Annotated in this window: 2 protein-coding genes; both read left to right on the top strand. The window is 66.9% G+C overall.

The window, feature by feature from the left end:
* The first annotated feature begins 33 nt into the window (after positions 1-33).
* Positions 34-6,612, top strand: coding sequence for an amino acid adenylation domain-containing protein (locus HX881_RS13325; RefSeq protein ID WP_343054752.1), 6,579 nt, complete (start codon positions 34-36; stop codon positions 6,610-6,612).
* Between the two features lies 1 nt (position 6,613).
* Positions 6,614-14,551 (top strand): non-ribosomal peptide synthetase, encoded by a 7,938-nt coding sequence (locus HX881_RS13320; protein WP_177084912.1) that lies wholly within the window; start codon positions 6,614-6,616, stop codon positions 14,549-14,551.
* The last annotated feature ends 13 nt before the right edge of the window (positions 14,552-14,564 follow it).

Here is a 14,564-nt window from a genome sequence, read left to right as displayed (position 1 = left end):
TTTTCCGAATGGCTTTTTGAGAGGGTGCAACGCGTGCAGGAGTTAATCGAGTCGGTAGGGCAGCTCTCGGCGATGCAGCGAAAAGGCCTGGCCACTCTGCTCAAGCAGAAGGGCATCAACCTGTTCGAAATCGCGCCGGTGTTCAAGCGCGCGGCGGAAGAACCGCTGCGCCTGTCCTACGCTCAACAACGCCAGTGGTTCCTCTGGCAATGGGCACCGCAAAGCGCGGCCTACAACATCGCCGTGGCGTTGCGCTTGCAGGGCGAGCTCGATGTGACGGCGTTGCAGGGCAGTCTGCAGGCCCTGGTGGCGCGTCACGAGACCCTGCGCACGGTGTTTACCCAGGTGGAGCAGCAGCCCTTGCAGGTGGTGCTGCCCGCCGGGCCGTTCAGCCTGGCGGTCGAGGCGCTGTCGCCGGGGGATCGCGACACGCAGATCCAGGCCTTTGTCCAGAACCACAGCCAGGCGCCCTTCGACCTGCGCAGCGGCCCCCTGATGCGTGCGGCCCTGTTGCAGGTGGCCGCCGAGGAACAGGTGCTGGTGCTGACGCTGCACCATATCGTTGCCGATGGCTGGTCGCTGCAGGTGATGATCGAAGAGCTGATGCAGTTGTACCTTGGCCTCAGCCAGGGGCGCGCGGTGGACCTGCCGGCGTTGCCGATCCAGTATGCCGACTATGCGCTGTGGCAGCGCCACTGGATGGAGGCCGGCGAGCAGGAGCGCCAGCTGGCCTACTGGCAACAGCAGCTGGGCGGTGAGCAACCGGTGCTGGAGTTGCCCACGGATCATCCGCGCCCGGTGTCCCAGAGCTTTGCCGGGGCGAGCTGCAACCTGACCCTCGAACGCGACGTGAGCGAAGGGCTCAAGGCCCTGGCCCGCCGCGAGAGCGTCACCTTGTTCGCCCTGCTGCTGGCGTCGTTCCAGGCCTTGCTGCATCGCTACAGCGGCCAGTCCGATATCCGTGTCGGTGTACCGGTGGCCAACCGCGAGCGCCCCGAAGTCGAACGCCTGATCGGCTTTTTCGTCAACACCCAGGTGCTCAAGGCCGAGGTCGACGGCCAGCAGCGCTTCGTCGATCTGCTGCATCAGGTCTGGCAGACCGCGCAGCAGGCCCAGGCCCACCAGGACCTGCCGTTCGAGCAACTGGTCGAGGCGTTGGAGCCGGGCCGCAACCTGAGCCACAGCCCGCTGTTCCAGGTGATGTTCAACCACCAGGCCGAAAGCCGCCTGAATCTCGCCACGGGGGTGGCCGGCCTGCACCTCGAGCCGCTGCAATGGCAGAGCCAGACCGCCCAGTTCGACCTGGTGCTCAACACCAGCGAACAGGCCCACGGTATCGAAGCCGTGTTGAAGTACGCCACCGACCTGTTCGACGCCGCCACCGTCGAGCGCCTGGCGCAGCACTGGGCGAGCCTGCTGCGGGCGATTGTCCAGGACCCGTGCCAGCGGATCGCCGAGTTGCCGTTGCTGGATGCGACCGAGCAGCAACAGGTCCTCGCCCGGTGGAACCCGGCGCCGCTGGAACACCCGGTCAGCCGTTGCCTGCACCAGCTGATCGAGGAACGGGCCGCGCAGCAGCCGGACGCCATCGCCGTGAGCTGTGCCGGCCGGCAGTTGACCTATGGCGAACTCAATGCCCGGGCCAACCAGTGGGCGCACCAGCTGATTGCCCGGGGTGTGGGGGCCGATGTGCTGGTGGGCGTGGCGGCGGAACGTTCGCTGGAGATGATCGTTGCCCTGGTCGCGGTGCTCAAGGCCGGCGGCGCCTATGTGCCGCTGGATCCCGCCTACCCCGACGAGCGCCTGCGCTACATGATCGGCGACAGCGGCCTGAAGCTGCTGCTGGCCCAGGGGCATCTGCTGGCGCAACTGCCGGTCCCCGCCGGCGTCGAATGCCTGGACCTGAACCGCCCGCCCGAGGACGAGCGGGCGAGCAACCCCGAGTGTGCGGTCGGTGTCGATAACCTGGCCTACGTGATCTACACCTCGGGCTCCACCGGCAACCCCAAGGGCGCGTTGCTGCCCCATCGCAACGTGCTGCGCCTGTTCAGCGCCACCGATCACTGGTTCGATTTCGGCAGCGCCGATACCTGGACGCTGTTCCATTCCTATGCCTTCGATTTTTCCGTCTGGGAAATCTTCGGCGCCTTGCTCCATGGCGGCAGGCTGGTGGTGGTGCCCCACGATGTCAGCCGTTCGCCGCAGGCGTTCCATGCCCTGTTGTGCGATGAGCGGGTGACCGTGCTCAACCAGACGCCTTCGGCCTTCAAGTCGCTGATGGCGGTGGCGATCGAGTCGCCGCGCGAGCTGGCCTTGCGCCATGTCGTGTTTGGGGGCGAAGCCCTGGAAGTGCAGGGCCTGCGTCCGTGGTTCGAGCGCTTCGGCGACCGCTCGCCGACCCTGATCAACATGTACGGTATTACCGAGACCACGGTCCACGTGACCTATCGGCCGTTGTCCCTGGCCGACCTGGAGCAGGCGGCGGGCAGTCCCATCGGCGAGCCGATCGTCGATCTGTCCTGGTACCTGCTGGACGATGCCCTGAACCTGACCCCGCCGGGTTGCATCGGCGAACTGTATGTCGCCGGCGCCGGCCTGGCGCGCGGCTACCTGAACCAGCCGGGCCTGACGGCCGGCCGGTTCGTGGCCGATCCATTCGACCCCGCGGGTGGCCGACGACTCTACCGCACCGGCGATCTGGCGCGGATGCGTGCCGATGGTGTGATCGACTACATCGGGCGGCGCGATCATCAGGTCAAGGTCCGCGGTTTCCGCATCGAACTGGGGGAAATCGAATCCCGCCTGCAAGGCCACGGACAGGTGCGCGAGGCCGCGGTCCTGGCCGTGGACGGGGCGACCGGCACACAGCTGGTGGCCTACCTGGTGCCGGCCCGGGCGACGCTCATGCACGACGCCGGACAGCAGGCGGCGTTGCGCGCCGAACTGCGGGATTATCTCAAGCTGCACCTGGCCGACTACATGGTGCCGGCGCACCTGATGCTCCTGGAAGCCCTGCCCCTGACGGCCAACGGCAAGCTCGACCGCAAGGCCCTGCCGGCTGCCGATACGGCGTTGTTGCAACAAGCCTATGTCGCGCCGCGCAGCCCCCTCGAACAGCAACTGGCGGCCATCTGGGGCGAGGTGCTGAAGGTCGGGCAGGTGGGCTTGAGCGACAACTTTTTCGAACTGGGTGGACACTCGCTGCTGGCGACCCAGGTGATTTCCCGGGCGCGCCAGGTACTGGGTATCGAGCTGACGCTGCGCAGCCTGTTCGAGACCCGCGACCTCGCCGGTTTCGCCGAAAGTGCCGGGCAGGCCGGCGCCGACCGGGCACCGGCTTTCACCGCGGCGGATCGCACCGGGCCGCTGCGCCTGTCCTATGCCCAGCAACGGCAATGGTTCCTCTGGCAACTGGAGCCGGATAACACGGCCTACCACATCCCGGCCGCCCTGAGCCTGAACGGTCGCCTTGACCGGCAGGCGCTGCGGCGCAGCTTCGAAGCGCTGATCGCCCGTCACGAAACCCTGCGCACCACCTTCCGCCAGCAGGACGGCCAGGCTGTGCAGATCGTGCACCCGGCACCGACCTTCGAGCTGGCGGTCGAGACGCTGGACAGCGCCGAGGCCGACGCGCAGTCGATCATGGCGCGCATCAGCCGCGAAGTCCTGACCCCGTTCGACCTGCAACAGGGGCCGCTGCTGCGGGCCCGGCTGCTGGTCGTGGGCGAAGAGCGGCATGTGCTGGTGGTGACCTTGCACCATATCGTCTCCGATGGCTGGTCGATGCCGATCATGGTCGACGAACTGATCGAAGGCTATGTCGCCTGCAGCCAGGGCCAGGCGTCGCGGCTCAAGGCCCTGCCGTTCCAGTACGTCGACTATGCGCACTGGCAGCGCGACTGGATGGAGGCCGGCGAGCAGGCCAGGCAACTGGCGTACTGGACCGCGCAGTTGGGCAGCGAACAGCCGGTGCTGGAACTGCCGACCGACCGGCCGCGGCCATCGCTGCAAAGTCATGCCGGGGCGCGGGCGAACATCGAGCTGGACAGCGGGCTGGTGCGGCAACTCAAGGGGGTTGCCCGGCAGCAGGGCGTGACCCTGTTCATGCTGTTGCTGGCATCGTTCCAGACCTTGCTGCATCGCCACTCGGGGCAGGGCGACATCCGCGTCGGCGTCCCCGTGGCGAACCGTGGGCGGGTGGAAACCGAAGGGCTGATCGGCTTCTTCGTCAACACCCAGGTGCTCAAGGCCGAGTTCGATGTACGGACCACCTTCGGCCAGCTGTTGCAACAGGTCAGGCAGGCGGTGCTGGGGGCACAGGCCCATCAGGACCTGCCGTTCGAGCATCTGGTGCAGGCCCTGCAGCCGGAACGCAGCCTGAGCCACAGCCCGCTGTTCCAGGTGATGTACAACCACCAGACCGAACTCAAGGGGGCGGTGCGTCCGTTGCCGGGGTTGCAGGTCGAGGCGATCGATACCGGCAGCCCTACCGCCCAGTTCGACCTGACGCTGGATACCTTCGAGGGTGAGGACGGCCTGCGGGCGGCATTGACCTACGCCACCGCGCTGTTCGAAGCGCGGACCATCGAGCGCCTGGCCGGTCACTGGCGCAACCTGCTGCGGGCGATTGCCAGCCAGGGCGTGGACCAGCCCGTTGCCGACCTGCCGTTGCTGGGCGACGAGGAACAACGACTGATCCTCGGCCGCTGGAGTCGTACCGAGGGGGTCTATCCGGGCGAGCACTGCGTGCATGTCCTGATCGAGGCCCAGGCACGGCGCACACCGGAGGCCATCGCCCTGGTCTTCGGCGACCAGACGTTGACGTACCGCGAGCTGGATGGCCAGGCCAATCGCCTGGCCCACCAGTTGCGGGCGATGGGTGTCGGTCCGGAAGTGCCGGTGGGCATTGCGGTGGATCGCGGGCTGGAGATGGTGGTCGGGCTGCTGGCGATCCTCAAGGCCGGTGGTGCCTACGTGCCGCTGGACCCGGAGTTCCCCGAAGATCGCCTGGCCTACATGATGCAGGACAGCGGCATCCGCCTGCTGCTGACCCACAGCCGCTTGCTGGCGCACCTGCCGCTGACGGCGGCGCTGCCGGTCCTGTGCCTGGATCGGGCCGGCGCCGAACTGCAGGCGTTCAGCGAAGCCGCGCTGCCGAACCTCGCGCTACGCGACAACCTGGCCTATGTGATCTACACCTCGGGTTCCACCGGCAAACCCAAGGGCGTGGCTATCGACCATGGGGCCCTGAGTGCCCATTGCCAGGTGGCCATCGAATACTTCCGCCTGGAGCCCCGCGATCGCGTCCTGCTGTTCTCCACCCTGAACTTCGACGGTTTCGTCGAGCAACTGTTCCCGGCGCTGTGCCACGGCGCGGGGGTGGTGATACGAGGCAACGAGGTCTGGGACAGCACCACCTTCCATCGTGAGGTGTTGCGTTCGGGCATCACCGTGGCCGACCTGAGTACCGCCTACTGGTACCTGCTGGTCCAGGATTTCAACCGCCTGGGCATCCGCGACTTCGGTCCGCTGCGCCAGGTCAGCGCCACGGGCGAGGCCATGCCGGCCGAAGGCATCGCGTTCTGGAAACAGGCGGGACTGGAACACATCCGCCTGCTCAACACCTATGGCCCGACCGAAACCACCATCACCGCCAGCTACCTGGAGTGTGCGCCCTATGTGCGCGGCGACCTCGCCAGGCCGGTGCTGATGCCCATCGGCCGACCGCTGGGCGGGCGGCGCATGTACATCCTCGACGGCGCCTTCAATCCGGCGGTCCAGGGCGGCAGTGGCGAGTTGCTGATCGGCGGCGCGCTGCTGGCGCGGGGTTACCACCACCGTCCGGCGCTGACCGCCGAGCGTTTTATCCCCGACCCGTTCGACGAGCAGGGCGGCGGCCGGCTGTACCGCACCGGCGACGTCACCCGTTACCGCGACGAAGGCCTGATCGAGTACGTGGGACGGATCGACCACCAGGTGAAGATCCGTGGTTTCCGTATCGAGCTGGGCGAGATCGAGGCGCGCCTGCAGGAACACAACCAGGTCCGCGAGGCCCTGGTCATCGATATCGACGGCCCGTCGGGCAAGCAACTGGCGGCCTACCTGGTGCCGAACGACCCGGCGCTGGCCGAGGCCGATGCCGCCACCCGACAGCACCTGAGCGGGCAACTGCGCGACTACCTCAGGGCCAGCCTGCCGGACTACATGGTCCCGGCGCATCTGCTGGTCCTGGCGCGGATGCCCATGACCCCCAACGGCAAGCTCGACCGCAAGGCCCTGCCCAAGCCCGACCCGAGCCTCTGGCAGCAGGACTATGTGGCTCCACGCAGCGAGCTGGAACAGCAAGTGGCGGCGATCTGGGCCGAGGTGCTGCAGGTCGAGCGGGTCGGCCTGCACGACAACTTCTTCGAGCTGGGCGGCCATTCGTTGCTGGCGGCCCAGGCGATTTCCAGGATTCATTCGGGCCTCGGTATCGACATACCGCTGCGGCTCATTTTCGAGAAACCCCAATTGAACGAATTTTCCCAGGCCTTTGCAGACACCGGCCTGTCCCTGACCGATGACGGGCTGTCCGACATTGAAAGAATGATGAACGAAATGGCGGAGGCTTGAGATGGACAAGACTACAGCACAACGGATTGCCCAGCGCTTCGTCGGCCTGCCGCTGGAACAGCGGCGCCAGATCCTGCAGAAAATGAGCGAGAGCGGGCAGAGCTTCAAGCTGCTGCCGATTGCCGTGACCCGTCACGATGTCGCACGGATCCCACTGTCCTACGCCCAGCAGCAGATGCTGATCCTCTGGCAACTGGACCCGGACAACAGCGTCTATAACGTGCCGATGGCGGTGCGCCTTGCGGGTGCCCTGGATGAGGCGGCAATGGGCCGCGCCCTCGGCTTGCTGGTCCAGCGCCACGAGGCCTTGCGTACGCGCTTCGTCTCGGTGGAGGGCGAGTTTCATCAGGAGATCCTGCCACGGTCGCCGGTCGTCCTGGAGCGGATCGACGTCGCGGCCCAGCCCGCCGAAACCCTTGAGGCGCGGCTCCAGGCCCTGGTCGGGGCCGAACTGGCGGCACCGTTCGACCTGCTGGAAGGTCCCTTGCTGCGGGTCAGGCTCTGGCACCTGAGTGAGTCCGAGCACGTCCTGACCCTGTGCATGCACCACAGTGTGTCGGACGGTTGGTCGGGCGAACTGCTGGTCCGGGAGTTCGTCGGGTTCTACCTCGCCGAGGTGGCCGGGACCGGTACAACCCCGCCGCCCCTGCCGATCCAGTATGCTGACTATGCGATCTGGCAACGTGCCTGGCTGGAAGCCGGGGAGGGCGAGCGGCAGTTGGCCTACTGGAAGCAGCAACTGGGCGAGGAGCAGCCGGTGCTGGAGTTGCCCCTGGACCACGAGCGTCCGGCCACGGCCAGTCATCGCGGTGCCATTGTCCACGCCCATCTGCCCGCGCCGTTGGCGGCGCAGCTCAAGAGCCTGGCCCGGCAGAACGGCCAGACCGTCTTCATGCTGGCCCTGGCGGCCCTGGCCGTGGTGCTGGCGCGCTACAGCGGCCAGGCCGATATCCGTATCGGTGCGCCGAACGCCGGGCGTAACCGCGAAGAGCTGGAGGGGTTGATCGGTTTCTTCATCAACACCCAGGTCCTGCGGATCCAGGTGGACGAGCGCGACAGCCTGGAGCAGTTGCTGGAACAGGTGAAGCAGGTGGTGACCGGCGCGCAATCCCATCAGGAACTGCCCTTCGAGCAGCTGGTGGACGCCCTGGCGCCGGAGCGCAACCTGAGCCACAACCCGTTGTTCCAGGTCAAGATCAACCAGAACGTCCTCGCTTCGCGCAGCAACGCTGCGCCGGTGCACACGGCCCTGAGCGTCGAGGCGTTCCCGATCGGCGTGGCCGATGCGCGCTTCGACCTGGCCCTCGACTTCACCGATACGCCGGAGGGAATCGAGGCTGAATTCACCTACGCCACGGACCTGTTCGAGGTCGCGACCATCGAGCGCCTGGCGGCGGCCTGGCATCAGGTACTGGGGTGGATGGCGGGTGGCGCTGCCGGCCGCCTGCTGGAACATCCGCTATCGGCTGCCGTCGCGCCGCCAGCGGCGGTCGCCGGTTTTGCCCATGCCGATTTCCTTGCACTGTGGGCCCGGGGACTGCAGGCCGGCCGCGGCAAATCGGCGCTGCGCTGCGCTGCACAGCTGATCGACTACGACGAGCTTGAGCACCGTTCCAATCAGCTCGCACGTTATCTGCAGGCTGAGGGCATCGTTGCCGGGGACGTGGTCGCCCTGTGCCAGGAGCGTTCCATCGAGTGGGTGGTGGGGTTGCTCGCCGTGCTCAAGGCCGGGGCGGTGTACCTGCCATTGGACACCCAGCAACCGGCCGAACGCCTGCAGCAATTGTTGAAGGACAGCGGCGCGGTCCTGCTGATCCATGCCCCGGGCGACGCCAAGTGTGCCGGCCTGGGGATCTGCCCGGTGCTGGCCCATGCTCCGGAACAGTGGGCCGATCACGGCGTCGACGCGCTGGCGACCCGGGTCGATCCCGAACAACCGGCCTATATCATCTACACCTCCGGTTCGACCGGGCAACCCAAGGGCGTGCTGATCACTCATCGTGCCCTGGCCAACTATGTACAAGCGGTGTTGCAACGCCTGCAACTGACTCCCGAGGCGAGCATGGCGCTGGTCTCGACCATTGCCGCCGACCTGGGTCACACCCAACTGTTCGGTGCCCTGGCGGGCGGGCGGTTGCTGCACCTGATGGCCCATGAGCATGCATTCGACCCGGACAGCTTCGCGGGCTACATGGCCGAGCACCGGGTCGATGTGCTGAAAATCGTCCCGAGCCATCTGCAGGGCCTGTTGCAAGCGGCACGCCCGGCGGACGTGCTGCCACGGCAGTTGCTGATTCTCGGTGGCGAGGCCAGCAGTTGGGCGCTGATCGAACAGGTGCGCAAGCTGGCGCCGGACTGCCGGATCATCAACCACTACGGGCCGACGGAAACCACCGTGGGCATCCTCACCCACGAGGTGCAACAGCGCCTGGACGGCTGCCGCACGGTGCCGGTCGGCCAACCCCTGGACAATGACCAGGCGCGGGTGCTGGATGCCTACCTGAACCCGGTGGCCGAACGTGTCAGCGGTGAGTTGTACCTGGGGGGCGCGGGCCTGGCCCAGGGATACCTGGGGCGGGCGGCCATGACCGCCGAGCGCTTTGTCCCGGACCCGGCCGCGGTGCATGGCGAGCGCCTGTACCGGGCCGGCGACCGGGCGCGCTGGGTCGGGGGGCGCCTGGAGTACCTGGGCCGGGCCGACGATCAGGTGAAGATCCGTGGCTATCGGGTCGAACCCGGTGAGGTCGCCCAGTGGTTGCTGGCCCTGGACGGCGTGGCAGAAGCGGTGGTCCTGGCCCTGCCCCTGGAGAGCGATGCGACGCGCCTGCAACTGGTGGCCTACTGTGTGGCGGCGACGGGTGTCGCGTTGCAGGTCGAAGCCCTGCGTCAGCAATTGCAGGCCGGCTTGCCGGAGTACCTGGTGCCGGCGCAGATTCTCTTGCTGGAGCGCCTGCCGCTGACCGCCAACGGCAAGCTCGACAAGCGTGCCCTGCCCAGGCCGGGCGCGGTCAAGCAGCAGTACACCGCGCCGGTGGGCGAGATCGAGGAGAAATTGGCGGCGGTCTGGGCCGATGTGCTCAAGCTGGAGCGGGTCGGCACCACCGACAACTTCTTCGAACTGGGCGGCGACTCGATCCTCAGCCTGCAGATCATCGCCCGGGCCAAGCGCCAGGGGATCAAGCTGAGTCCCAAGCAGTTGTTCGAGAAACAGACCATCGGCCAACTGGCGGCGGTGGCCAGGCTGATCGAGAGAAAAGCGCCGGCCGAAGCGCCGTTGCAGATCAGTGGCGAGCAACCGTTGCTGCCGATCCAGGCGCGATTCTTCGAGAGCGATATCCCCCAGCGGCACCACTGGAACCAGTCGGTGATGCTCAAGGCCCGCGATCCGCTGGACGCCGGTGCCGTGGAAGTGGCGTTGTCGGCGCTGGTGGAGCACCACGACGGCCTGCGCCTGAGCTTCGCGCAGCACGACGGTGAGTGGCGAGCGCGCTATTCGACGGCCCGCAGCGCCGAGCTGCTGTGGTTGCGCGAACTGGACGACGCCACGCAACTCACCGCCCTGGCCGACGAGGCCCAGCGCAGCCTGGATCTAGAGAAGGGCTCGTTACTGCGCGCGGTCCTGATCAACCTGGCCGAGGGCGGGCAACGCCTGCTGCTGGTGATCCATCACCTGGTGGTGGACGCCGTGTCCTGGCGGGTACTGCTCGAAGACCTGCAAGGCGCCTACCAGTCCGTCGCCCAGGGCAAGGCCCCGGCACTGGCGGCCAAGAGCACATCGCTCAAGGCCTGGGCCGAACACCTGCATCGTTATGCCGCCAGCCCGGAGCTGGCGCGGGAACTGGGCTACTGGCAGGCGCAGTTGCAGGGTGTCAGTGACACCCTGCCTTGTGATCGTCCTGACGGTGGCCGGCAACAACGTCACGCGGCCTCGGTCCGTACGCACCTGGATGCCGGCCTGACCCGGCGCCTGCTCCAGGAGGCGCCGGCGGCCTACCGGACCCAGATCAACGACCTGCTGCTGACCGCCCTGGCGCGGGTGATCGGCCGCTGGACGCGGCAAGCGGATGTGCTGATCCGCCTCGAAGGCCACGGTCGCGAAGACCTGTTCGACGACCTCGACCTGAGCCGCACCAGCGGCTGGTTCAGCACGCTCTATCCGGTGAAACTCAGCCCCGCGGATTCGCTGGGTGGTTCGATCATGACCATCAAGGAGCAATTGCGCGCGGTGCCGAACAAGGGCATCGGTTATGGCGTCCTGCGTTACCTCGGTTCGCCGGCGGCCCGCCAGGCCTTGCAGGCCCTGGCCGAGGGCAGCATCGTGTTCAACTACCTGGGCCAGGTCGACCAGGGTGTTGAGGCCGCGGACGGCCTGTTCCTCCTGTCCGGGGAGAGCAGCGGCCAGGGCCAGGACGACGAGGCGCCACTGGGCAGCCTGATCAGCATCAACGGTCAGGTCCAGGGCGGTGAACTGCAACTGCACTGGGGCTTCAGCCGCGAGGTGTTCGATACCCCGACCCTGCAGCGACTGGCCGATGACTACCGTCGCGAGCTCGAGGCGCTGATCGCCCATTGCACCGCCGAGGGTGTCGCCGGCGTGACCCCTTCGGACTTCCCGCTGACCCGCCTGACCCAGGAACAACTGGGGCGCCTGCCGGTGGCCGTGCAGGACATCGCCGATATCTATCCGCTGTCGCCGATGCAGGAAGGCTTGCTGTTGCATACCCTGCGTGAGCCGGGCTCGGGTATCTACCTGATGCAGTATTGCTACCTGATCGACCACGCCATCGACCGGGACGCCTTTACCCGCGCCTGGCAGACCGTGGTCGAGCGCCATGAGGTATTGCGCACCTCGTTCTGCTGGGACGTCAGCGATGCCATCGTGCAGATCGTCCATCGCAGTGCGACGCCGGATATCCGTTTCATGGACTGGCAAGGCGTGGATGCCGCCGACTACGAAGCGCGTCTGAGCGCCGAGCTGGGTGCCGAGTTGCAGCAGGGCTTCGACCTGGCTGGCGAAGTGCCGTTCCGCCTGCGCCTGATCCAGCTCGGGCCGCAGCGCTACGGCTTTGTCCTGAGCAATCACCATATCCTGCTCGATGCCTGGTGCCGGATGGGCATCGTCGCGGAATTCTTCGAACTCTACGGCGCCCTGGTCGACGGGCGCATCAGCCAACTGCCGTTGCCGTCGCGTTACCGCGATTTCATTGCCTGGTTGCAGGATCGCGACGAGCAGGCCTCGCGGGCGTTCTGGCAGCGCGAACTGGCCGGCTTCGAACAGCCGACCGCACTGCCGTTCGACCGGGTGATCAGCCGTGATGCCGGGACTTCGTCCACCGGCGACTGCCTGAGCCGCCTGAGCCTGGACGACACGCGCAAGCTTTCCCAGGTCGCCCAGTCCAGCCAGTTGACCCTCAACACCCTGGTGCAGGCGGCCTGGGCGGTGGTCCTGCATCGCTACAGCGGCCAGCGCGACGTGTTGTTCGGCGTCACGGTGGCCGGTCGGCCGGTGGAGTTTCCCGAAATGCAGGCGACGGTGGGACTGTTCATCAACAGTATTCCACTGCGGGTCCGTATCCCCGGCGCCGAGGGCGCGCAGACGGTCAAGGGCTGGCTGCAAGGGCTGCAGCAACACAACCTGGAACTGCGCGAACATGAACACCTGCACCTGGTGACCATCCAGGGCAGCAGCGAGGTCGGCAAGGGCCAGGCGCTGTTCGACAGCCTGTTCGTGTTCGAGAACGCGCCGATCGAAGATAGCATCGGCGAACAGGCCGACAGCATGAAGATCGAGTCCGGTTCGTCGCGGACCCATACCAACTACCCGATCACTGTGGTGATCTACCCGGGCGCGAGCCTGGGCCTGCACCTGTCCTACGACGAGCGGGTGTTCGAAGTGGCGACGGTCGAGCAGTTGCTGATGGACCTGCGCGAGGTGCTGTTGACGTTTGCCGCCGGGGTCGAGATGGACTTCCAGCAACTGGCCGCCGTGCCACAGCCGCGGCCGGTCGTGCCGGCGAGTGCCGGGGCGGCGGTCAGTGACGACCTGCACCAGGGCTATGCGCGGTTGTTCCAGCGCACCGCGCGGCGGCTGCCGGAGCAGGTGGCCGCCACCTGCATGGGGCAGAGCTGGCGTTATCGCGAACTGGATGAACACAGCGGGCGCCTGGCGCAATCGCTGCAGGCCGAAGGCGTGCAGGCCGACGACCTAGTGGCGGTCCTCGGCGAGCGCGGCTTGCCGTTGCTGGGCATGGTGGTTTCGGCGTTCAAGGCCGGTGCCGGCTACCTGGGACTGGACCCGGCGCTGCCGGCCCAGCGCCTGGCGGATATCCTCACTCTCAGCGGCAGTGGCGTGCTGGTCTGCACCGCCGCCTGCCAGGCCCTGGCCGCTCAGTTGCTGGAGCGCATCGCAGTCGATGCTCGTCCGCGGCTGCTGGTCTGGGAGCAGGTGCTGGAGCAGGCCCCGTCGCTCACGCCGCTGGCCGCGTTACCCGCGAATGCGGCGCAGCACCTGGCCTATGTGATCTTCACCTCGGGTTCCACCGGCATGCCGAAAGGGGTGATGGTGGAGCAGGCGGGGATGCTCAACAACCAGTTGAGCAAGTTGCCCTACCTGGGCCTGACCGAGGCCGATGTGATCGCCCAGACCGCATCCCAGAGCTTCGATATTTCCGTCTGGCAGTTGCTGACGGCCGGCCTGTGCGGGGCCCGGGTCGAGATCGTCCCGGCGGCCATTGTCCAGGATCCGGCGGCGTTGCTGCGGCATGTGGAAGAGACCGGTATCACCGTGCTCGAAGTGGTGCCAGCGCTGATCCAGGGGTTGCTCGACCGGCCGCCGGCCGGCTTGGCGAGCCTGCGCTACCTGTTGACCACCGGCGAGGCCATGGCCCCGGCCCTGGCCGAGCGCTGGCTGCGCCAGTATCCGGATATCCCGCTGATCAACGCCTACGGTCCGGCCGAGTGTTCGGACGATGTGGCGCTGCACCGGGTGCAGTTGCAGGACCGCGAGCGGGCCTACCTGCCGATCGGCCTGGAGACCGACCACAACCGCCTGAGCGTCCTCAATGACCTGCTCGAACCGATGCCGGAGCGTGCCACCGGCGAGTTGCATATCGCCGGCATGGGCGTCGGTCGTGGTTATCTCGGTGATCCGAAACGCACGGCCCTGAGCTTCGTCCCCAACCCGTTCGGCACGACGCCGGGCGAGCGTCTTTACCGCAGCGGCGACCTGGTGCGGCGCCGGGCCGCCGATGGTGTCCTGGAATACGTCGGCCGTACCGATTACCAGGTGAAGATTCGCGGATTCCGCATCGAGCTGGGCGAGATCGAAGTCCGCCTGCAACAGCATGAGGCGGTGCGCGAGGCGGTGGTGGTCGATATCGACGGTCCCGGTGGCCGGCAGCTGGCAGCCTACCTGGTGCCCAGGGATGCGGCCTGGCTGGGTGAGGATTCGGGCGTATTGCGCAATGACCTCAAGGATCACCTGCGCGAACACCTGCCGGACTACATGGTACCCGCGCATCTGGTCCTGCTCGAACGGATGCCCCTGACCGCCAACGGCAAGCTGGACCGCAAGGCCCTGCCCAAGCCGGACGCGAGCCTGTTGCAGCACCGCTATGTGGCGCCGCAGACCGAACAGGAGCAGCAACTGGCGGCGATCTGGGCCGATGTGCTGAAAGTCGAACGGGTCGGCCTGGACGACAACTTCTTCGAACTGGGCGGGCATTCCTTGCTGGTGATGCAGGTGATGGTGCGGATCCGTGACCAGCTGCACATCGAGGTATCGCTCAATGAGCTGTTCGAACTGCCGGTCCTGGCTGACTTCAGTCGCGCGGTGCAGCAGAAAAACGGCCAAAGTGACCATGCACAGGACGAACTGGCTAAATCGCTGGCCGCCCTCAAACGTCTTACTGCGGAGGAAATCGATAATTTGATCGCTTAGCGGGAGAACACCA

This window comes from Pseudomonas gingeri (assembly GCF_013386115.1).
Lineage (GTDB): Bacteria > Pseudomonadota > Gammaproteobacteria > Pseudomonadales > Pseudomonadaceae > Aquipseudomonas > Aquipseudomonas gingeri.
Note: the sequence above shows the minus strand (reverse complement) of the source record. Positions and strands in the feature narration are given on the sequence as shown.

Coding starts and splice junctions, on each gene's coding strand:
- HX881_RS13320 (WP_177084912.1), top strand. CDS start 6,614: ATGGACAAGACTACAGCACAACGGATTGCCCAGCGCTTCGTCGGCCTG.